This window comes from Micromonospora sp. NPDC049051, assembly GCF_043197575.1.
Classification (GTDB): Bacteria; Actinomycetota; Actinomycetes; order Mycobacteriales; family Micromonosporaceae; genus Micromonospora.
On the sequence record NZ_JBICTL010000001.1, the window covers coordinates 1,343,365 to 1,364,204 of the forward strand.

Consider the following 20,840-nt stretch of genomic DNA (forward strand, 5'->3'; position numbering starts at 1 on the left):
ATTTTGTACGTACAAACTGATTTTGCCATGAGAGACGTCCTGTACCTGGAGCAGATCGAGCAGGCCGAGGTGCTGCTCAAGCCGCAGCGCGTCGAGGTGCTGCGGCAACTGGCCGAGCCCCGCACCTGCACCGAGGTCGCCACCCGGCTGGAGCAGACGCCGCAGCGCGTCTACTACCACGTCAAGCAGCTCGTCGCCGCCGGGCTGGTCGAGCTGGTCAACGAGCGCAAGGTCCGGGGCATCACGGAGGGCATCTACCAGGCCGCCGCCCGCTCCTACTGGCTGTCCCCCCGGCTGGTCGGGCGGATCGGCCTGCGCCGGGCCCGCGACGAGCTGAGCCTCGGCTACCTGCTGGACCTGATGGAGGAGGTCCAGGAGGACATCGCCGGGCTGGACCGCGCCGCCCCCGAGCTCCCCTCGATCGGGGTCGCCGGCGAGATCCGGGTGCCGGCCGAGCTCCGCCAGCAGTTCCTGCACGACCTGCAGAGCACTCTGCAGGACCTTTTCACCCGCTACGGGGGCGCCGAGGGCGACGCCTTCAAGCTCGCCGTGGCCTGCTATCCGAAGGGGAAAGAACGTGACTGAACCGATGAGGCTGCCCGTCCGTCTCGCCGCGCCGGCCGAGGCCGTCCGCCGTGCCCTGACCGACCCGGCCGAGCTGCGCGTCTGGCTCGCCGAGCACGCCGAGGTCGAGCTGCCGCGACGGTACGAGTTCTGGGGCCGGTACATCCCGGAGGGCGACGCGCCGCACCAACGGCTGCTGCACGTCGACGACGACACGCTGCGCTTCGCCTGGTTGCTCGACGGGGTGGAGACCACCGCCGAGTTCACCCTGCGCGCGGAGGGCCCCGACACCACGGTGCTGACGCTGACCCAGAGCCACTTCGACTTCGCCGAGGCGATGAGCGGCAGCACCATTCGGGGCGTGCTCCAGACGTTCTGGAGCCTGTCGATCGCCAACCTGGCCGCCCACCTGGAGGGGCAGCCGCTGCTGCCGAAGGTCGACTTCACCTCCGCCGACCTGCGCGGCGAGCTGCTGATCGACGCGCCGTTGGCGAAGGTGTTCGAGTCGCTGACCGACTCCGAGCAGGCCAGCGCCTGGTTCGGCTACCCGATCGGCATCGAGCCGTGGGTCGGCGGCCGCTACGCCATGGGCGGCTTCGAGCACGGCTACGCGGCCAAGGTCGTCGACCTGGAGCCGGGCCGGAAGATGTCGGTCGACTGGGGACCCACGGGCGTCAGCACCTGGGAGCTCACCGAGTCGCGGGGCAAGACGAAGCTGACCTTCGTGCAGTCCGGCTTCGACGAGCAGAACCCGCCGTACGGGGCCTGGGCCGGGTCGCTCGCGGGGCTGTTCGAGCTGCGCCGCTTCCACGAGATGGAGAACTGGCAGCCGATCTGGCTCCCCGCCGAGGTGCCGGGCCTGGAACCCGCGCCCGCCACGACGACGCGCTGACGTACGGGGGCGCCGGAAGGTGCCCGGCCGCACGGAGCGGCCGGGCACCTTCCGGCGATGGTGGCGGGGCCGCCCGGCTCCCCCGCCGGGGACAGCTCGACGCCGGGGTCCTGACCGGCTACCCCGACGAAGCGACGGAGACCAGGAGGGCTCGCGCCTCCTCGGTCATCTCCTGGCCCTCCCGCCACGACAGCACGAACCGGCCGGCCGCCTGGACGCTGGTCACCCCCACCAGCGTCCGCAACCGCTCCGCGGCCCGCTGCGCGGTCTGCGCGTCCGCGTACTGCGTCACGGTGACCGCGTCGGTGGTGACCTGCGACCCGCAGCGGGCCCCGACGTCGCCCTCCGAATCCTTGCAGTCGCTGGACGTGTCACGGGGATTGGGGAGCGGCCACTGCGCCGCGACGTTGTCGACCACCCGCTGCGAGTCCGTCTTCGGGGCCGGTATCGAAGGGTCCCTCTCGTCGCCGCAGCCGGCCAACGCGACGACCAGCGCGACGACCACCCCGATGTGACGTGCCCTCATGCGTGCCTCCCCATGGACGAGTGCTCCGGGCAAGGTACAGCCCGGCGGCAATGGCCCGTCGAGGTGATATTCGGGCTCCGGGTGGGTACTGACGGGCGATGTTCCTCATCTTCGGCCTCCGCACCAAGGTCACCCAGTCGGGCGTGGTGCAGCAGGTCTGCCGCAACTGTCGCAACCACGCCGCACAGGTGATCACGCGCCGGTCGACGAGGTTCAGCCTGTTCTTCGTGCCGATCATCCCGATCCGCACCCGCTACGTGCAGCAGTGCACCTTCTGCGGCGCCCAGTACGACATCTCCCGCGCCGAGGCCGAGCGCCTCCCGGTCGGCTGAGCCCCGCCGATGGCCCGCTTCCTCTGCTGGTTGATCGGCCGGCAGCCCGTCGTACCTGCGCCCGCGCCCGTGCACACCGTCTCCCGGCCGCCGTGCACCCCCGGGCGTCGCCGCCGTCGCCGGGAGCGTCGGCCGCTGGCCGGCACCGCCCTGCCCCGTTCGCCCTGGAACCGTTCCGCCGGGCGCTGAGGCGGTTCGTGATCTTCCAGCTCTCGGCAGACTGGTCGGGCCGTGCCAGGATGTGGCGGTGTCGTACCCCCCTCATCCGCCGTACCCGCCGGTACCCGGTGCCGTCACGCCGCTGGTGTACCCCCACCCGATCGCGCCCCCGCCGGGCTACGCGGTGCTCGGCATCACGGTGAACCGAGGCCCGTACATCGTGCCCGCACCCACCACGAGCAAACTCAAGATCGACGCCGTGCCCGTGCCGATTCCCGGCGAGGGCACCTGGTACGTGGTGATCTCCCCCGGGGCGCACGACGTGCGTTACACGGACTTCATGGGCCTCCCGCTGATCACCACCGCGATGATGGCCTACCCCAACGCCATGCACCATCTGTCCTTCCGCTTCGGTGGCTGGCGCAACCGCGTCCACGACGCGCACGGCACCGACGTGACGAAGTTCGGGATGTGGTCGAACTACAGCATCGCGCTGGTCGCGCTCGCCGTGTTCGGGGTCGTCTGCTGCGGCCTGTTCAGCCCGATCTTCGCCTCGATCTGACCGGCCCGCTCGCCGGCGCCCGACCGGCGGACGCCGGTGGACCAGGCCGGCCGGACCGGGCGGCGCGGAGCGCCCCGCCGGGGCGGCGCCCGGCGGCCGTCGCCGGGACCGCCTATCGTGGCGGATCGTGACGAGCAGCGAGGAGCGACTGGCCGCGATCCGTGGCGAGGTGCCGCCGAAGCGGCACAACGCGCGCACCATCGCCGCCCTGACCGGCAACCCGGGCTGCACCCGCCGGGCCGTGCTGGACGGCGCCGGGGTGGACAAGCCGAAGCTGGCCCAGCGGATCGGGTTCCCCGCCCGGTTCGGGCAGTCCCGCTTCGCCATCACCCGGGGCAACGCGTTCGAGGCACAGGTCAAGGCCGACGGCGGGGCCGAGCTGCTGCGGCTGGTCGCCGAGCGGTTGGGCGTACCGGTGCCGGCGGCGGCGAGCTGGACGGACCTCGGCGACGGCGTCGCGGACGACACGGCCGCCCGGCACCGGCGCTCCGCCGCGCTGCTGACCGGCGCCGCCCCCGGCTCGCCGGACGACACCGCCGCGCTGTTCGACCACCCGCTGCTCGGGCTGGACGTCGCCGGACGCCGGGTGCACCTGGAACCGGACCTCGTGGCGGCCCGGCTCGCCGGCCGGTTCCACGTCGTCGAGATCAAGTCGTTCCCGGTGGTCGACGGCCAGGCCGACCCCGCCAAGGTGTCCGCCGCCGCGATCCAGTCCGCCGTCTACGTGCTGGCCCTGCGCGAGCTGCTCGCCGCCGCCGGGCACGACCCGGAGCTGGTGTCGCACGACGCGGTACTGGTCTGCCCGCGCGACTTCGCCAACCAGCCGGTGGCCAGCCTGGTCGACGTGCGCAAACAGCTGCTGGTGCTGCGTCGTCAGCTCGACCGGATGGCCCGGCTCGACGCGCTGCTGGCCGCCGTACCCGAGGACTTCACCGTGGACCTCACGACCGAACCCGCGGCGCTGCTGGCCGCGCTGTCGCGGGTGGAGGCGCGCTACGCGCCCGACTGCCTGGCGACCTGCGAGCTGGCGTACTTCTGCCGGCACGAGGCGCGCGGGCACACCGGGGCGCTGGGCCGGCCCGTCCGGGAGGCGCTGGGCGGCATCGCGCAGGTCGACGAGGTGCTGGCGCTGGCCGCCGGCGAGCGCGCTCCGGAGCCCGGGCAGGAGGAGGCCGCCGCGCTGCTGCGGGCCGCCGCCCGGCTGCGCGCCGACGCCCTCGCGGGAACCCCCGCATGAGTACGCTGCGCGCGTTCGCCCGGGCCCAGGCGCTCGCCGCCGGGGTGGCCCAGCCGGTGGCGACCGTCCGGCACCTGCACCTGGGCGAGCGCCCGCTGGTGCTGGTGCCGCTGGCGATGGCCGGCGAGGCGAACGCGCCGCTCGCGGCGATGGTCGGCGACACGCCCGACTCGGCACGGCTGCTGATCGTGCCGCAGCCGCGCAACCGCGACCAGCGGTTCGCGTTCGCGGCCGAGCTGGCCGGGATCGTGCTGCCCTACCTGGACGGCTTCCGGGGCGTCTCCGAGGCGGTGCCGGTCGACCGGGGCCGGGACGTGCGCTACCGCCACGTCGACGCCCCGCAACTGCTCGTGCCGAACTCCGCCGGGATCACCTTCCTGCGGCTGCTCGGCCGTTCCACCCGCTTCCGCCGCCCCGACGGGGAGTATCCGGTGCACCCGTCGGTGCCGGTGCTCGGGCGCTGGCTGACGTTCTTCGCCGAGCGGGCCGAGCATCCCGGTTCGTCGGCGCTGCTGGCGATGACCGACGCGCTGACCCTGCACTGGGCCACCGGCCAGAGCGTGGTGGAGGACCTGCACCTGCCGGCGCTGCTCGGCTGGATCGACCCGCCCGTCGGGCTCACCGGCGCCGAGGCGGCGGCCCGGGCCGAGGACCCGGCCACCTGCCCGCCCGCCGGCCCGGCCACCGACCCCGACTTCGACAACCACCTGCTCGCCCCGGCCATCGCCGCGTACGCGGATGCCGAGGACGACCCCGTCGCGCGCGCCCGGGCGTACGCGGAGCTGGAGAGGCTGCTGCGCGACCAGCTCGCGCCCACCTGGGAGCTGATGTGGCGCGGTGTGGGGCTGCTGCGCGGCCTGCCGCCCGGCGCCCGGGTGGCCGGCCGGTGGGACGGCGACAAGGACGCCTTCACCAGCTACGCCGAACACGTCGACGCCGGCGGGGCACCGCAGCCCCGCCGCGACGGGGCGGTCGCCGCCGCCCAGCGGCTGCACCGGCTGGAACGGGCCCTGGCCACCTACGCCGTGCAGCGCGCCTACGACGACCCGCTGGTCATGGCGGAGCACCGGCTGACCGGGGAGGCGTTCGTCGGCGAGGTCACCCTGGCGGACCCGAAGCGGGTGGACGACACCGGCAAGCGCCCGGTGCTGCGCCCCCGGATCCAGCTGGTCACCACCGAGCAGGTGCCGATGCCGCTCGGCGCGACGCTGTACTCGCCGGCCCGGCCGGCGCAGAAGGCCCGGGTCGTCTTCGTCACCCCGGCGGCCGACGGCAAGACCGAGGTGGTGCTGGAACTCTCGGGCGGGATGGGCCGAGGGCTGACCGCGCCGCCGGGCAGCGTGCCCGAGGTGGGCGAGCGGCTCTGCTACACCACCCTGGCGGACGCCTTCATGCCGGCGGGGGCGTTCCCCGCCGTCGAGGAGACGCCCTGGACCCACGGCGGCCCACCGGCTGCCACCCCCGCGACGCCGGAACCGTCCGCCGAGCCAGCCCCGGCCCCGCCTTTCGCGCGTGTGCCTGTGCCTGTGCCGTTCGCGCGCGCCGCGCCCGCCACGACCCCGCTGTTCGCCGGGGCTGGAGACCCGGACGAGGAGTGGGCCTGACGGCTGCTCACGTGCCCTGCGGCTTCCTTCGTGCCCTGCGGTCTCGTGCCCCATGCCCTCGTGCCCCATGCCCTCGTGCCCGTGCCGTGTGCCCGTGCCGCGTGCCCCGCGAGCCTTGGCCTTCGCCACTCCTTCAGCCGTGCAAGCGCCTGACCTGCGGGCCGACGTGCCCTGACAGCTACGCCGAGTATCACTGTCGGTAGCATTTCTTGACCCGTCAGGGCCAGTCTTCCGCGCCCTTTGCTCTGCAGCCACCGACGCAACAGGCACGCTGAGTAAGTGCCGCGATCTGATGCCTGAATGAGAATTGGCAGGTAGGGCTACGTGGTGCGGTGGTGGCTGCAGAGCAAAGGGCGAGTGGAGAGGCTGCGGTGCGCCAAGGTGCGGTGACCCTGGGTGATGTTCCGGATGGGTTGCGCTGAGTGAGTTTCGACGGGCGAGTCAATCTGCTCCGACAACCCTGTCCTCAGCCCTCGGGCAGCTGCCGTTGGCCGGAGTGCCCCGTGGGCAGCAAGGCGTGTGACCGGCCGGTCCAGAATCGGGCTTGACCCTCACGTAACGGCAGGCGGAAGCCTGGTGGGCGGAAAGGAGGGAGACCATGGCTCATACGGTGGGACAGGTGGCGAAGGCGGCCGGCGTGACCGTGCGGACGCTGCACCACTACGACGAGATCGGGCTGCTCTCGCCCAGCGGGCGCAGCGGCACCGGCTACCGGCGCTACGACGACGCCGACCTGGAGCGGTTGCAGCACATCCGCTACTACCGGGAGCTGGGGTTTTCCCTCGAGGAGATCGCCGCGATCCTCGACGATCCGGCCAGTGACCCGGTGGCGCACCTGCGCCGCCAGCATGGGCTGCTGACCGCCCGGATCACGAGGCTCCAGGAGATGGTCACGGCGATCGAGTTCGCGATGGAGGCGAGCAAGTTGAACATCCCACTCACGCCGCAGGAACGGTTCGAGGTCTTCGGCGACTTCGACCCGGACGCGCACGCCGAGGAGGCCGAGCAGCGCTGGGGCGGCAGCGAGGCGTACCGGGAGTCGAACCGGCGCGCGTCGCGCTACAGCAAGGACGACTGGCTGCGTAACAGGGCCGAGAACGAGGACTGGGGGCGCAGGTTCGCCGAGGTGATGGCCTCCGGCGCGCCGGCGGACAGCCCGGCGGCCATGGACCTGGCCGAGGAGCACCGGCAGCTGATCAGCCGCTGGTTCTACGAGTGCTCGTACGAGATCCACACCGGGCTGGCCGACATGTACGTGGCGGACGAGCGGTTCACCGCGTACTTCGAGAAGATCAGGCCTGGGATGGCCGAGTACCTGGGCGAGGCCATCCACGCCAACGCGATCACCCGCGCCTGAGGGCGCACGCCGTCCCCGGAGGTCAGCAGTGCTCATCGTCGCCGGCAGTCTCTACGTCGATCCGGACCAGCGGGACGCGTATCTCGCCGACTGCGTGGAGGTCGTCGGGCAGGCGCGTTCCGCGCCGGGCTGCGTCGACTTCGCGATCGGGGCGGACCTGGTCGAGCCGGGACGGATCAACGTCTACGAGCGCTGGGAGTCCGAGGAGCAACTGCTCGACTTCCGGGGCTCCGGGCCCGCCGAGGAACAGGCGGTGGCGATCCGCGGCGCGGAGGTGCACCGGTATCTCATCTCCGGCGTCGAAGCTCCCTGGCCGGGGGGCCGGGTCATTCCGGCGACAACCCCGGAGCGAGGCGGCGCAGCGAGGTGAACGTGGGGAGCAGCGCGTCGTAGAGCTGGCCGAACAGCGGCAGCAGGGCGGCGTACGCGGCGGCGGCGGCCGGGTCGGGCCGGGCCGTCTGCTCGATGCGCACCAGGTCGGCGGCGACGTCGATGGAGGGGATCAGCCCCAGCGCCTGCATGCCGAGCAGCGCCGCGCCGAACCCCGAGCCCTCGTGGCCGGCGGGGAAGTGCACCGGCATGCCGAGCACGTCGGCGAGCATCTGCCGCCACAGCGGGCTGCGCGAGAAGCCACCGCCGGCGTGGATCTCCCGGACCTCGTTGCCGGCGGCCCGTACCGAGGCCAGCACCAGCGCCAACTGCTGGCAGACGCCCTCCAACGCGGCCCGCACCAGGTGCGCGCGGCGGTGCCCGTTGGTCAGCCCCACGTACGCCCCGCGCGGCAGCGCACTCCAGTGCGGGGCACGCTCGTGCAGCAGGTACGGCAACATGATCAGCCCGCCGGAGCCGACCGGCGCCTGGGCGGCCAGCGCCAGCAGTTCCTCCTCGGGGTCCTCGCCCAGTTCCGGGGCGAGCGCCTCGCCAGCCCACTCCAGCACGATGCCGCCGTTGTTGATCGCCCCGCCGACCGCCCAGCGATTCTCGGTCAACGCGTAGCAGAACACCCCGCCGAGCGGGTCGACGCCGGGGCGTTCCACCATCACCCGCATCGCCCCGCTGGTGCCGATCGAGCAGGCCATCACGCCCGGGGCGACCGCGCCGAGCCCGAGGTTGGCCAGCGGGCCGTCCCCGGCGCCGACGACCACCCTCGTGTCCCGGGGCAGCCCGGTCGCCTCGGCCGTCTCGGCGGTGAGGCCGGGCAGCACGGTGGTGGTGGACACCAGCTGCGGTAACTGCTCGGCGGTGATCTCGGCGATGCCCAACGCCTCCTCGTCCCAGGACAGCTGGCGCAGGTCCAGCAGCCCGGTCGCGGAGGCGACCGAGTGGTCGGTCACCAGCGTGTCGCACAGCCGCAGCAGCACCCAGTCCTTGACGCCCACCCAGTACGCCACCCGCCCGAACAGCACCGGCTGCTGCTCGGCGAACCAGAGCAGCTTGGGCAGCGGCGCCATCGGGTGGACCGGGGTGCCGGTGCGGCGGTGCAGCGCCAGCCCGGACGGGGCGGCGCGCAGCCGCTCGGCCTGCCGGCTGGCCCGCGAGTCCGCCCAGGTGACCGAGGGGGTGAGCGGACGACCGTCCGGGTCCAGGCCCATCAGGCTGTGCATGGCCGTGCTGAAGGAGAGCCCCGCGACCGGTCGGTCCAGCTCCGCCACAACCGTGCGGATCGTCTCCAGCACCGCCGCGTGGATGTGCCGCGCGTCCTGCTCCGCGTAGCCGGGGTGCGGCTCGTCGAGCGGATAGCCCACCGAGTGGTGGGCGAGCCGCGCACCACTCGCGTCGTACGCCGCCGCCTTGGTGCTGGTGGTGCCGATGTCGACGCCGATCACCACCGGGCGTCGCGCGTCGTCCACCGGTCCCACCCCCTCGCCGACCCTGGGTGTCGCCGACGTTACCCAGCGTCGGGGCGGCCCGTAGGGGGAACAACCCGTTTCCGGCTCGGGTCTTCCTCGGCACGCCCGCGCGCCGCGAGAATCCGATCGGTGTGAATCTCTCACACGTCCACCCGACGGGAGGAAGTCCCGATGAGACCAAGGCCGCTCTGCGCACTGGTCACCGCCCTCGCCACGGTCACCACCACAGTGGTCACGGGCGTACCGCCCGCCGCCGCGCAGCACCGCGACGGCGGCTACTCGGCGGAGATCCGCCGCGCGTCGTACGGCGTCCCGCACATCACCGCCCGCAACTTCGCCAGCCTCGGCTTCGGCGTCGGCCACGTGCAGGCCGAGGACAACATCTGCGTCATCGCGGAGAAGGTCGTCACGGTCAACGGCGAGCGGTCCCGCTACTTCGGGGCCGCGAGCCCCACGGACGCGAACGTGCGCAGCGACCTGTTCCACCGCAAGGCGATCGACGACCGCACGGCCGAGCGGCTGCTGCAGGGGCCCCGCGACGGCGTGCACTCCCCGTCGAACGAGGTCCGCGACCAGATCCGCGGCTTCGTGGCCGGCTACAACAGCTACCTGCGCCGCACCGGCGCGGCGAACCTCACCGACCCGGCGTGCCGGGGCAAGCCGTGGGTGCGCCCGCTGACCGAGCTGGACATGTGGCGGGCGAGCTGGGCCAGCATGGTGCGGGCCGGCTCCCGGGCGGTGCTCGACGGGATCGTGGCCGCCGCCCCGCCCGCCGCCACCGGCCCGGCCGCCGTCCTCGACGCGCCGGGGGCCGCGGCGGTCGTCGCCGCCAGCGACGGCGCGCCCGCCGGCGTCGGCAGCAACGCGTACGCGCTGGGCGCGCGGGCCACCACGCACGGCGGCGGGATGGTGCTGGCCAACCCGCACTTCCCGTGGGACGGGGCGGAACGCTTCTACCGGATGCACCTGAAGGTCCCCGGCCGCTACGACGTGGCGGGCGCGGCCCTGATCGGCGATCCGATCATCGAGATCGGGCACAACCGCACCCTCGCCTGGAGCCACACCGTCTCGACCGCCCGCCGCTTCGTCTGGCACCGCCTCGCGCTGGTCCCCGGCGACCCGACCTCGTACTACGTGGACGGCCGGGCCCGGAAGATGACGACCCGCACGGTCACCGTCCAGGTGCCCGCCCCGGGCGGCGGCACGGTGCCGGTCAGCCGTACCTTCCACGACACCCACTTCGGGCCGGTGGTCGTCGTTCCCGGCACCTTCGACTGGACCACCACCGCCGCGTACGCGATCACCGACGTCAACGCCACCAACAACCGGGCCTTCGACGGCTGGCTGGAGATGGGCCGGGCGAAGACGGTACGCGAGCTGAAGCAGGTCCTCGACCGGTACCAGTTCCTGCCCTGGGTCAACGTGATCGCCGCCGACGCCCGTGGTGAGGCGCTCTACGCCGACCACTCGGTGGTGCCCCGGGTCACCGACGAGCTGGCCGCCGCCTGCATCCCCGCGCCGTTCCAGCCGCTCTACGCGTCCAGCGGTCAGGCGGTCCTCGACGGCTCCCGGTCGGCCTGCGCGCTGGGGCGGGACCCCGACGCGGCGGTGCCCGGCATCCTCGGCCCGGCGAAGCTGCCGATCCGGTTCCGCGCCGACTACGTGACCAACTCCAACGACAGCCACTGGCTGGCCAACCCCGAGGCGCCGCTGGAGGGCTACCCGCGGATCATCGGCAACGAGCGCACCGAGCGCAGCCTGCGTACGCGCCTCGGCGTGGAGCAGGTGCGGGAGCGGCTCGCCGGCACCGACGGGCTGCCCGGGCGGGGCTACACGACGTCCCGGCTCTGGCAGACCGTCTTCGGCAACCGCGCGTACGGCGGCGAACTCGTCCGCGACGACCTGGTGGCGCTGTGCACGGCCCGGCCCACCGCGACCGCGTCGGACGGGACGACCGTCGACCTGCGCGGGGCGTGCGCGGCGTTGCAGGGCTGGGACCTGCGGGTCGACCTGGACAGCCGGGGCGCGCACCTGTTCACCGAGTTCGCCCTGTCCGGCGGCATCCGGTTCGCCGACGCGTTCGACGCCACCGACCCGGTGCGTACGCCGAGCCGGCTGAACACCGCCGACCCGCGCGTGCTCACCGCCCTCGCCGACGCCGTCCGCAAGCTGGCCGGCATTCCGCTGGACGCCCGCCTAGGCGACATCCAGAGCGAGCCGCGCGGCGACCGGCGCATCCCGATCCACGGTGGACGTGCCGAGGCGGGCGTGTTCAACATGATCATCGGCCCGCTGGCGCCCGGCGTCGGCTACCCGAAGGTGGTGCACGGCTCGTCCTTCGTGATGGCCGTCGAGCTGGGCCCGAACGGCCCCTCGGGGCGGCAGATCCTCACCTACTCCCAGTCGAGCAACCCGAACTCGCCCTGGTACGGCGACCAGACCCGGCTCTACTCGGGCAAGGGCTGGGACACCATCAAGTACACGGAGGCGCAGATCAAGGCCGACCCGAACCTGCGCACCTACCGGGTGGGGGAGGGCCGCCGCCACTGACCCGCCGCCCGTCGCGCCCGCCCGGTCGCCGCTGACCGGGCGGGCGCACCCGTACCCGTACCCGCGCTCCGCCACCGCCGCTGCGACACGCCCGGCGGGCCTGCTTCGGCCCGGCGAAATCCGACTATCGTCTGATTTGGGTCGTCGTTCGGCTATTTTGCCCCGTTGCGTCGTGTCCCCGCCGGCCGTTGTCACGGTTGATCCCGGTGACACCCCGATTGGTGGCCTGCGCGGCGAAGGAGTCGGCATGGCAAGGACTGATTCGACGGGTTCCACGTGGCGGTACCGGTGGGTGCACCGGCAGAACGAACGGCGGCGGCAGGAGTTCCGCAGCGCCGACAGGGCATGGCGACGACGCGACGACGAACTGCGCCGCCTGCGTACCCTCGCCGAGGAGTTCCGGGGCTCGGCGACGGCGGGCGTTGGCCTGCCCCTGGAACTCGCGCCCGACGAGGCGGTCTTCTGGGTGCTGCCCGCCGCGCAACTGGTGGAGGTCCGGCACACCACCGTGCTGCCCGCACCCGACCTGACCGTCGCCCCGACGGCCGCGCCGCTGCGGCCCCGCAGGCCCGACGGCATCCGGATCGCCGACGCCGGCATGGCGGTGATCACCAACCGGCGGCTGGTGCTGCTCGGCGGTCGCGGCCGGCGCGACTGGGCGTACGGGAGGATGACCGGCCTGGCCCACGACCCGCACGCGCCGGTCACCCTGATGCAGGTGCTGGACCGGCGGCGCACCTCCGGCCTGATGCTTCCCGCCGACGTCGCCGCCGATTTCCGGTTCAAGCTGACCCTTGCCTTCGCCGACGCCATCGAGCAGCGCGACGCGGTGCTCGACCAGCTCGACGAGGCGATCGCCGAACACGCCCAGCTCAAGCCGTTCCGGCCGCAGATCGCCACCCCGGCGCAGGCCAGGCCCCTCGCGTTCGTACCCGGCGGCCGGCGCACCGTGGCCGTCGCCGCCGGCATCGCCCTGCTGGTGCCCGCCGCGCTGCTGGACACCGACCCCTCCGACCCGACCGGCCCCGAGGTCGCCGTCGCCGCCACCCCCGCGCCGACCTCCGCCGCCCCACCGGTCGTCCTCCCGGCCGCACCGCCGAAGGCGCCGCCCGCCGCGTCGAAACCGCGACGCGGCACGACCTCGCCCACGCCGACGCCCGCCCGCGAGCGGCGCTGCGGCGCCCCCGCCAACCCGATGGGGTACGACTTCTGCGGCGGCGACCGCATCCGCCAGCCGGCCGTCGAGGTCTGCGACTGGTTCGACTGCGTGCCCGACTTCTGGGCCGGCCGGGGCTACCTCGTGCAGTGCGGGGACGGTTCGGTCAGCCTCACCGGCGGACGGCGCGACGCCTGCGCCGCCCACGACGGCGTACGCCGCACCGTCTGGCGCTGACCCCTCGGCGCCCCGGTGTGCCGGGACGCCGAGGGGTGCGGAGATCGCCGCGTCACCCCGATCGTGTGGGAGCGGGCGCTCAGCGGAGGCGTTGCAGAGGGAGCAGGCCGGCGAGGATCAGCGCGGCGGCCAGCGGCAGCAGGTCCAGGCTCACGGCGATGCCCAGGAACCCGAGCAGGACCGGCGCGGGCACCCACAGCGGCAGCAGCCGAGGCCGGGTGGTCCCCGCCTGCACCAGCAGGGTGAGGAGGCCGACCTGGAACAGCAGCGGCCCCAGCATCATGGCCGGCTCGGGCAGCGGCGCGGCGTCGGCGAGACCCGGGAACAGGTCGCCGAGGATCACCCAGACGAAGGCGGCCACGCCGATCAGGCCCAGCACGGTCGCCGTCTCGGTGAGCGCCCGCCGCCGGGGCGCGGCGGCGAGCAGCAGCCGGCGCAGCCCGACGACCAGCACGCCGAAGAGCAGGATCCCGACGAGGAAGAAGGTGTGGCCGACGTCCCAGGCCCAGCCATTGCCCCGGTCGCCGTCGAGGCCGTCGACCAGGCGGAGCAGGCCGTAGAGCAGTAGGGACGCCGGGCCGCCGACGGCGGCCGCCGGCACGATTCCTATCGACGATCGCGCATCGGTGTCGGTCATGCGTCCAGCGTCGTCGCCCGGCCCACGGTGCTCCATCGGGGACTTCCCGTACCGGCCCCCGACCGGCCACCCCGGAGCGCCACCCGGGAGGTTCGGGGTGGCGCGGTCGTCGCATCATGTTCCCTGTGATCAAGCTGAAGGGCGACCGGCGTCGCAAGAAGAAGAGCCGCTTCGACAACTGCGACGCCTGCGACTGCGACGTGCCCTGCTGCGACCTGGGGCTCTTCTCGTTCCTGCTCACCCTCGGCGCGCTGCTCGCCCGGCTCGTCGCGCCCGGCGGGGCGAGGCCTGCGCCCGGCGGGGCGTCGGCGCGACCCACCGCTGCCGCCGCACGCACGCCGCTGGTGGACCGCGCGGGACGCGCCGCGATCCTCGGCTACCGGCGCTGGCTGTCGCACCGCTGGCCCGGGCAGTGCCGCTACACCCCGACGTGCAGCGCGTACGGGCTCGCCGCCGTGGAGCGGCACGGCCTGGCCGTCGGCGGGCGGATGGCCGCCGACCGGCTGCGCCGCTGCCGGCCCGACGTGCCGCGCGGCACCCACGACCCGCTGCGCTGAGCGGTGGCCGGCGCCGCTCCGGGCCGACGCTCCGCTGCGCTGACCGCCGCCGACGGCCCCGAGGCGCTGCCGGCCAAGCGGGGTGGGCTGCGCGGATGCCGCCATCCGCGCCCCTGTGATCGGTCATGATGGCAGGATGGAGATCCGCTCCGACGACGGCGCCCGGGTGAGGATCCGGCCGGTGGGCTACCAGCCCGGGGTCGGGCCGCCGGACGACCCGGACGAGGCGGCGGAGTGGGACGACTGGCTGCTCGTCGAGACCGACGCCCGCACCGCCGACGGGCAGGCCTGGTCGCACCTCGACCCCTGCCTGACGGTGGCCGAGGCGTACGCGCTGGCGGGCTGGCTGCGGCAGCAGGCCGAGACGACCGGCGACCCGGCGGAGCCCTCGGCGGTGGCCCGCTTCACCGAGCCGAACCTGGCGTTCCGCACCCGCGTGCTGCGCCGCCGCCGACTGGCGTTGACGGTCGAGTTCTCGTACGAGTCCCTGCCTCCGTGGATGCGACGGCAGCCGCCCAGCGCGGTCTACCCGCTGACGCTCATCGTCTCCGCCGACGCGCTCTCCATGGCCGCCGAGCAGTGGGCGCGCGAGGCCGACGCGTACCCCCGCCGCGCCACCTGTTGACGGCTCAGCGGGTCAGGTCGGGGACGGTGAGTGAGCCGTCGGGGCCGAGGGGGAAGCCCGGGTTCCAGGCGATCTCCCAGACGTGCCCGTCGGGGTCGGCGAAGCAGCCGGCGTAGCCGCCGTAGAAGGTCTCGCGCGCCGGCACGGTCACCTGCGCCCCGGCGTCGGCCGCCGCCGTCAGCAGGTCGTCGACCTCGCCCCGGGAGCGGACGTTCTGTGCCAGCGTCAGCCCGCCGAACCCGCCCGCGTCCCGGTCGTGCACGCCCGCGTCGGCAGCCAGCTTCTCCCGGCTCCACAACACCAGCGCCAGGCCGCCCGCCTGAAAGAAGACCGTCTCCTCGACCTCCTGGCCGCGCCAGCCGAGGCGCTCGTAGAAGGCGCGTGCCCGGGTCACGTCGGCGACGCCGAGCGTCACGAGGCTGATCCGCTGTTCCATCACCCGACGACCCTCCACGTGCGACCGGCACCGCTAACCGCCACCGTAGCGTCGACGCCGAGTCCCGTCCGGGCTCCGGTGGGCGAGTCCCGTCCCGGCTCCGGCAGCCGAGCCCTGCCCGTGCTCCGGGCGGGCCCCGGACCCGCTCAGGTGACTCCGGGCGGGCCCCGGACCCGCTCAGGTGACTCAGGTGCGGCCCGTCATGCGGTCGGCCAGGCGGCGCAGGGCGGGGGCGGCGGCCAGCAGCGTCTCGCGGTCCGTGCCGTCCAGGTCGGCCAGCGCGGCGGCGAGCAGGTCGCGCCGGTGCCGCCCGTACGCGGCAATCCGCTCCCGGGCCGCGTCGGTCAGCTCCAGCCGGACGATGCGCCGGTCGGCCGGGTCGCGTTCCCGGTGCAGCAGGCCGGCGGCGGTCAGCTCGCCGACGAGGGTGCTGACCGTGTTCGGCGCGGTGCCGAGCCGCTCGGCGGCCTCCCGGACGCCGATGCCCGGCCACCGCTCCACGAGCCGCAGCACCTCCACCTGGGCGTCCGGCAGGGCGACGCGGCCGACCCGCTGCATGGCGGCCCGGCGCAGCATCCGGTGCAGGTCGCCGAGCGCTCCGCCGAGATGGTCGACTGTCTCGTCCGTCACAGGCAGGCCCCTTCGTCCGTGCAATAGCTCTGTAGTCAGAGCTACCGTATCCGGGCCGAGCCGTCAGCCCAGGGAGCAGCATGCCGTACGCCACCGCACCGCCCGTCCGCCCGGACGAGCGCGTCGCCCCGCCCACCGGGCGGGCCGCCGTCGTCCTGCTGGTGCTGCTCGGCGTGCTCACCTCGGTCGGGCCGCTCTCCCTGGACACCTACCTGCCGGCGTTCCCGGCGATGACCGGCGACCTGTCCGCCAGCCAGGCGCAGATCCAGCTCTCGCTGACCGCGTGCCTCATCGGCATGGCTCTCGGCCAGTTCGTCACCGGCCCGCTCAGCGACCGTTTCGGGCGGCGCCGGCCCGTGCTGGTGGGCGTCGCCGCGTACACCCTGCTGTCGCTGGTGTGCGCGGCCGTGCCGACGGCCGAGACCCTGGCCGCGGCGCGGCTCGCGCAGGGCTTCGCCGGCGGCATGGGCGTGGTCGTCGCCCGCGCCGTCGTCCGCGACCTGTACTCCGGGCGCGAGGCCGCCAAGTACTTCTCCCGGCTCACCCTCGTCTTCGGCGTCGCCCCGATGGCCGCGCCCGCCCTCGGCAGCCTGGTGCTGCGCGTCGGGGACTGGCGTGCCATCTTCGTCGCCCTCGCCGTGATCGGCGCGCTGCTCGCCGCCGCCGTCGCGTGGCGGCTGCCCGAGACGCTGCCCGCCGCGCGGCGCAGCACCGGCGGCCTCGCCGCCACGGCCGCCGCCGGCCGCTCGCTCCTCACCGACCGGATCTTCCTGGGGTACGCGCTGGCGCAGGGCCTCGCCTTCGCCGCGCTGTTCGCCTACATCTCCGGGTCGTCCTTCGTCTTCCAGGACGTCTTCGGCGTCTCGGCCGGCGCGTACAGCCTCGTCTTCGGCGTCAACGCGCTCGGCCTGGTCGCCGCCGGTCAGCTCAACGCCCGCCTGCTGGACCGCTTCCCGCCCCGTACCCTGCTGATGCGTTCGCTGGGCGTGGGCCTGCTGGCCACCGCCGTCCTGCTCGCCGGCGCGTTGCTCGGCAGCCTGCCGCTGGTGGCGGTGGCGCTCTTCGTCTTCGTCGGCTCGCTCGGCATGGTGATGCCGAACGGCACCGCGCTCGCCCTGGACCGGCACCCCGCCCACGCCGGTACGGCCGCCGCACTGGTCGGCACCATCCAGTCCCTGGTGGCGGCGTCGGCCGTGCCGCTGGTCGGGCTGGGGGGCGAGGGCAGCGCCGTCCCGATGGCCGTGGTGGTGGCGGGGGCGGCGGTCGCCTCCCTCACCGTCGTCGGCACCCTGGCCCGCACCCGCCGCCCCTGACGGCCCTCTTTATTGCCTCGCTGCCTCCGCCGGCACTGGCAGCCTCGCCCGGCCCCGCGGTTAACCCCTCGCCGGAGTGCGGCGGCCGGCGGTAGCGTGCCGGCGTGTCCCGCACCGTCACCCTCGTCCTGGTCGACGCCGCCGGCGCCCCGCTGGGCGCCCTGCCGCCGTTCGACGTCCCGTCGCCCTGGTGGCAGGAGGTCGGCCCCGTGGTGGCCGAGGCCCACCGGCGGTACGGCGTCGAGGTGGCCGTACTCCGCCTGCTGACCGGCGACGCGCCGCTGCCGATGGGCGGCACGGTCACGTACCTCGCACAGGTCGACGGGCCGCCCGCCGCGCCGCTCGTACCGGCGGAGCTCGACCTGTCGGCGGACCCGCTGCGCGCCCCCTACGCCGAGCCCGGCGGCCCGGCGCGCAGCCTCGCGTGGGCGACGGCCGAGCTGCGGCGGCTCGGCCGACCGGCGGAGACCGTCGTCCAGCAGCGCACCTGGAACCTGTCGGCGGTGTGGCGGCTCGACGGCCCGGGCGGCACGGCCTGGCTGAAGCAGGTGCCGGTGTTCTTCCGGCACGAGGCCGCCGTGCTGCGCTGGCTCGGCCGGGCCGCGCCCGGCAGGACGTCCACGCTGCTCGCCGACGACGGCGACGGCCGGATGCTGATCGAGCACGTGCCCGGCGAGGACCGCTACGGCGCGCCCGTCGAGGAGCGGCTGGCGATGGCCGCCGACTTCCACCCGGTGCAGGTGCGCTCCGTCCCCGACGTGGCGAGCCTGGTCGCCGCGGGCGTACCCGACCTGCGCGCCGACGCCCTGCCAGGCTGGATCCGGGACCGGCTGGTCGGCCACGACACCTCGCCGGTGCAGTCGCTGCTGACGGGCCTGGAGGAACGGCTCGACGAGGTACGCGGGTGCGGGCTGCCGGACACCCTCGTGCACGGCGACCTGCACCCCGGCAACGTACGCGCCGACGCCGGACGGCACGTGATCATCGACTGGGGCGACGCGTTCGTGGGACACCCGGCGTTCGACGCGCTGCGGCTGGTCGAGGGGCTCGCGGACGACGTCGCCGCCCCGGTCCTCGCCGAGTGGTGCGCGCGCTGGCGGGCCGAGGTGCCCGGCTGCGAGCCGGAGCGGGCCGTGGAGCTGCTGCGGCCGGTCGCGGCGCTGCGGATGGCGGCCGTGTACGCGATGTTCCTCGACGGGATCGAGGCCAGCGAGCGGGTCTACCACGCCGCCGACGTCGACACCTACTTCGCGCAGGTACTCGCGCCCGCAGCCCCCTGAGGCCCTCTCCCGCTGTGCCAGCCGGGCCACGGCGGTAGTCGGGCAGGCGCTCCCGGGCAGAAGCCTCAGGTGGGCGGCTCGATGCACAGGTGCTGGGCAAGCTGCCGATGCGCCGCCGAGAGGGCGTCCACGACCAGGGCGAGCACCTCGTCGGCCCGCAACGGTCTGGCGAGAGCCACCTCGAAGACCTCCCGGTCCGGGTGCTGCGCCTCGGACACCTCGGGTCGTCCGGAGAGCGCCGCCAGCAGGATGTCCTCGTCGACGACGTCGGGCCCGGTGTCGACCACGGCCTTCAGCTCCTCGGCGAGGCTCACGGTCCACGACGATCCGTCGGCGGTGCCCACCGTCACGCCCGCCAGGAACTCCTCACGACTGAGCGCCATCTCCGGGTCACCTGGGGAGGAGACGAGGTCGGCGAACCGCCGTGGCGCGCGTTCCAGCGCCGAGGCGACCGCCGGGCGGCCGGCCAGCCGAGAGCCGTCGTACTCGTCCCAGCCGTTGTGGGAGCTGCTCGGCGACACGCCTGGCACGGAGTAGCGGCGGCGGCGAAACCAGGACATGGGGGCACTGTCCGACGCCGAGGCATCCAGACGCAAGCAACACCAATGCGGTACGGCAGCCGCCAGTCCGCGACGAGACCAGCAGTGCCGCAGCCAGCACCAGCTGCCGTTAGGGCGCATGGCGTCGCGGGTGGTCTCTGACAGGTCATCCGGGCTCGTACAGAAACGTCTGCACGCTCGGCAGTTCGGCGAGAGCCGCCTCGATCAGGGGACGAACCTCGGCCCAGTCGAGGCCGCCGTTGCCGCAGCCGAGCGCCGGCACCGCCACCGAGGCGATGCGGTTGTCGCGCAGGACGCGTACCAGATCGGGTAGCCCGGCTTCGATGTCGGCGAGGCGGGACGACGAGCGCCAGTGACCCTTGGTCGGGAAGTTGACGACGTAGCGGTGCCGGCCCGGCGCGCCCGAGTCGTACACGAACACCTGCCCGAGTCGGACGGTGCCGACAGCGCAGGCGGCGCGGTACGCGGTGAAGTTCGCGGGGTGGGCCCTCTTGAAGGCCAGGGCGAGCCCCTTGCCCATCACCCCGACGGTGTTGACCGGATTGACGAGCGCCTCGACGTCCGCGTCGAGCAGGTCGCCGTGCCGAATGCTGATCACGAAGCCGTTGCTACCACTCGGCTGTGACACCCAAACTCGCGAGTGCTTCGGGTGCAGCAGGCACCCGGAGCGGGACGAGTCGGTTGGCGGGGTGGGACGGCCCTCACTCGGGTTTGGTGTCCTCAGCCCAACGTGCCAGCACCGCCGACAGTTCCTCCAGTAGCGCGTCGACCTGTCCGGGGTCGTATCCGCGCGTGGCAAGGGGAAGAGCGGCGCGCGCCTCCTCCAGCTCGATCTTGGCCGCGTAACGCCGGAGCGTCAGGTTCGAGACCAGCGCGTCCCGGCCCTTCCAGATCAGCTCATCCACCTGCGTCGGATCGTAACCGCGCGGGACGAGGGTGAACTCGGGTGAGTCGAACCGCTCTCGACGTAGTTGCCGGACATCTATGAAGCGGCCACCTCCGAAGCGGGCGAGGACCGCCGCCACCTTGTCGACCGGTTGTTGCACGTCGTCGAGATCGAAGAGGAACAGGGCGGCCCGTCCATCGACAGGGCTCTTGGCGGTGAGTGGTTGGTCGATGGTCGATCCGGCTGCCGGTATCAGCAACAAGGATCGGGAGATTGTCGTCTTGCGGGCATCGGACGGTATCGGCTCATCGAGGATGATGGCGTCGATCTCGGCCCACGGCACCAACCGGTTGAGTCCGGCAGCCTGCAGGGTCAGCCCTTCGGCCCAGATGAGGCATCTGAACGGCATGAAGTCACCGACGACCAGGAGCCCGCCGACCAGTACCGCGAGGCCACCGAACAGCCAGGCGATGATGGCCGGAGCCGAACTGCACAGCAACAGGAAAACGCCGAAAGACACGAAGATGACGCCGCCCACCAGTGGGGCCCGGCTTCTGTGCAGCTCCATGCCCGTACCTCAATCTTGTGAGGTCAGCTATGGGCAGCATTGCACGGCGGGGCAAGCGATTCGCCAACGCGACGATCGAGGCCGCTGGCTACACCGCAATGCCCCGCGCCGACTGTCGCGTGTGTGACACTGCGGCTCCACCCACCTGCTCCAGTTCGCTCGGAAAGGGCGTCGTGTCGAGTGCCGAAACCGGAGCCGCTGTTTCGCCTAGCAGGGCAAACGCCGGCTTGCCGGCAAGTAGTTGCGCATACGCAATAGCGACTTCGTAGGTTATTGACGGCGGGAACAGGGGAGCTGATTCGGCCGATCGGTGGAACCTCGC

The 20,840-nt window shown here is 73.6% G+C and carries 21 protein-coding genes and 1 pseudogene; 14 read left to right on the forward strand and 8 right to left on the reverse strand.

The window, feature by feature from the left end; all coding sequences use genetic code 11:
• Window positions 1–27: 27 nt before the first annotated feature.
• Window positions 28–585 (forward strand): helix-turn-helix domain-containing protein, encoded by a 558-nt coding sequence (locus tag ACGFIR_RS06365; RefSeq protein ID WP_392999786.1) that lies wholly within the window; start codon window positions 28–30, stop codon window positions 583–585.
• Complete coding sequence (locus ACGFIR_RS06370) at window positions 578–1,456, forward strand: SRPBCC family protein (RefSeq protein ID WP_392999784.1); 879 nt, start codon at window positions 578–580, stop codon at window positions 1,454–1,456. The genes ACGFIR_RS06365 and ACGFIR_RS06370 overlap by 8 nt, the downstream gene beginning before the upstream one ends.
• 118 nt (window positions 1,457–1,574) lie before the next feature.
• On the opposite strand, the gene ACGFIR_RS06375 is transcribed toward ACGFIR_RS06370, so the two are convergent.
• Window positions 1,575–1,982 (reverse strand): hypothetical protein, encoded by a 408-nt coding sequence (locus ACGFIR_RS06375; protein ID WP_392999782.1) that lies wholly within the window; start codon window positions 1,980–1,982, stop codon window positions 1,575–1,577.
• Between the two features lie 98 nt (window positions 1,983–2,080).
• Between ACGFIR_RS06375 and ACGFIR_RS06380 the strand changes: the two genes are divergently transcribed.
• The 6 genes and pseudogenes from ACGFIR_RS06380 to ACGFIR_RS06405 all read left to right on the forward strand — a co-directional run.
• Complete coding sequence (locus tag ACGFIR_RS06380; protein WP_392999780.1) at window positions 2,081–2,314, forward strand: zinc-ribbon domain-containing protein; 234 nt, start codon at window positions 2,081–2,083, stop codon at window positions 2,312–2,314.
• 247 nt (window positions 2,315–2,561) lie between these two features.
• Window positions 2,562–3,035 carry a hypothetical protein gene (locus ACGFIR_RS06385; RefSeq protein WP_392999778.1) on the forward strand — a complete coding sequence of 158 codons (474 nt, stop codon included), beginning with the start codon at window positions 2,562–2,564 and terminating at the stop codon, window positions 3,033–3,035.
• A gap of 127 nt (window positions 3,036–3,162) precedes the next feature.
• Window positions 3,163–4,272, forward strand: a complete 1,110-nt coding sequence (locus ACGFIR_RS06390) for a hypothetical protein (RefSeq protein ID WP_392999776.1) — start codon at window positions 3,163–3,165, stop codon at window positions 4,270–4,272.
• Window positions 4,269–5,876 (forward strand): hypothetical protein, encoded by a 1,608-nt coding sequence (locus tag ACGFIR_RS06395; protein WP_392999774.1) that lies wholly within the window; start codon window positions 4,269–4,271, stop codon window positions 5,874–5,876. Before ACGFIR_RS06390 ends, ACGFIR_RS06395 begins: the two co-directional genes overlap by 4 nt.
• 598 nt (window positions 5,877–6,474) lie before the next feature.
• Window positions 6,475–7,233: a MerR family transcriptional regulator gene (locus ACGFIR_RS06400; RefSeq protein ID WP_392999772.1), complete on the forward strand. Its 759-nt coding sequence runs from the start codon at window positions 6,475–6,477 to the stop codon at window positions 7,231–7,233.
• Window positions 7,234–7,261: 28 nt separating this feature from the next.
• Window positions 7,262–7,543, forward strand: a pseudogene (locus tag ACGFIR_RS06405) (putative quinol monooxygenase); the annotation flags it as partial.
• Between the two features lie 16 nt (window positions 7,544–7,559).
• On the opposite strand, the gene ACGFIR_RS06410 reads toward ACGFIR_RS06405, so the two are convergent.
• Complete coding sequence (locus tag ACGFIR_RS06410; protein ID WP_393143453.1) at window positions 7,560–9,083, reverse strand: gluconokinase; 1,524 nt, start codon at window positions 9,081–9,083, stop codon at window positions 7,560–7,562.
• Between the two features lie 171 nt (window positions 9,084–9,254).
• Here ACGFIR_RS06410 and ACGFIR_RS06415 point away from each other — a divergent pair, with 171 nt between their 5' ends.
• Together ACGFIR_RS06415 and ACGFIR_RS06420 are read left to right on the forward strand one after the other, a co-directional pair.
• Entirely contained in the window at window positions 9,255–11,633 is a 2,379-nt protein-coding gene (locus ACGFIR_RS06415) for an acylase (RefSeq protein WP_393143455.1), read from the forward strand.
• 247 nt (window positions 11,634–11,880) lie between these two features.
• Entirely contained in the window at window positions 11,881–13,026 is a 1,146-nt protein-coding gene (locus tag ACGFIR_RS06420) for a hypothetical protein (protein ID WP_393143457.1), read from the forward strand.
• Window positions 13,027–13,105: 79 nt separating this feature from the next.
• Here ACGFIR_RS06420 and ACGFIR_RS06425 read toward each other — a convergent pair whose 3' ends face one another.
• Entirely contained in the window at window positions 13,106–13,663 is a 558-nt protein-coding gene (locus tag ACGFIR_RS06425; RefSeq protein ID WP_393143459.1) for a hypothetical protein, read from the reverse strand.
• Between the two features lie 116 nt (window positions 13,664–13,779).
• On the opposite strand from ACGFIR_RS06425, the gene yidD reads away from it, so the two are divergent.
• On the forward strand, window positions 13,780–14,220 hold the full coding sequence (gene yidD / locus ACGFIR_RS06430; RefSeq protein ID WP_393143461.1) for a membrane protein insertion efficiency factor YidD: 441 nt from the start codon (window positions 13,780–13,782) through the stop codon (window positions 14,218–14,220).
• A 136-nt stretch (window positions 14,221–14,356) separates the two neighbouring features.
• Window positions 14,357–14,845: a hypothetical protein gene (locus tag ACGFIR_RS06435; protein WP_393143463.1), complete on the forward strand. Its 489-nt coding sequence runs from the start codon at window positions 14,357–14,359 to the stop codon at window positions 14,843–14,845.
• 4 nt (window positions 14,846–14,849) lie between these two features.
• Here ACGFIR_RS06435 and ACGFIR_RS06440 read toward each other — a convergent pair whose 3' ends face one another.
• Window positions 14,850–15,281, reverse strand: coding sequence for a VOC family protein (locus tag ACGFIR_RS06440; RefSeq protein ID WP_393143465.1), 432 nt, complete (start codon window positions 15,279–15,281; stop codon window positions 14,850–14,852).
• A gap of 186 nt (window positions 15,282–15,467) precedes the next feature.
• Window positions 15,468–15,911: a MarR family winged helix-turn-helix transcriptional regulator gene (locus ACGFIR_RS06445; RefSeq protein ID WP_393143467.1), complete on the reverse strand. Its 444-nt coding sequence runs from the start codon at window positions 15,909–15,911 to the stop codon at window positions 15,468–15,470.
• Between the two features lie 80 nt (window positions 15,912–15,991).
• Here ACGFIR_RS06445 and ACGFIR_RS06450 point away from each other — a divergent pair, with 80 nt between their 5' ends.
• Both ACGFIR_RS06450 and ACGFIR_RS06455 read left to right on the forward strand, forming a co-directional pair.
• A complete protein-coding gene (locus tag ACGFIR_RS06450) occupies window positions 15,992–17,224 on the forward strand; it encodes a multidrug effflux MFS transporter (protein ID WP_393143469.1) in 1,233 nt (410 codons plus the stop codon).
• A 104-nt stretch (window positions 17,225–17,328) separates the two neighbouring features.
• Window positions 17,329–18,504: an aminoglycoside phosphotransferase family protein gene (locus ACGFIR_RS06455; protein ID WP_393143471.1), complete on the forward strand. Its 1,176-nt coding sequence runs from the start codon at window positions 17,329–17,331 to the stop codon at window positions 18,502–18,504.
• Window positions 18,505–18,569: 65 nt separating this feature from the next.
• On the opposite strand, the gene ACGFIR_RS06460 is transcribed toward ACGFIR_RS06455, so the two are convergent.
• The 3 genes from ACGFIR_RS06460 to ACGFIR_RS06470 all read right to left on the reverse strand — a co-directional run bounded on the left by ACGFIR_RS06460 (window position 18,570) and on the right by ACGFIR_RS06470 (window position 20,518).
• Complete coding sequence (locus ACGFIR_RS06460) at window positions 18,570–19,064, reverse strand: hypothetical protein (RefSeq protein WP_393143473.1); 495 nt, start codon at window positions 19,062–19,064, stop codon at window positions 18,570–18,572.
• A gap of 145 nt (window positions 19,065–19,209) precedes the next feature.
• On the reverse strand, window positions 19,210–19,662 hold the full coding sequence (locus ACGFIR_RS06465) for a macro domain-containing protein (protein WP_393143475.1): 453 nt from the start codon (window positions 19,660–19,662) through the stop codon (window positions 19,210–19,212).
• Window positions 19,663–19,765: 103 nt separating this feature from the next.
• Window positions 19,766–20,518 carry a hypothetical protein gene (locus ACGFIR_RS06470; RefSeq protein WP_393143477.1) on the reverse strand — a complete coding sequence of 251 codons (753 nt, stop codon included), beginning with the start codon at window positions 20,516–20,518 and terminating at the stop codon, window positions 19,766–19,768.
• Window positions 20,519–20,840: the final 322 nt, after the last annotated feature.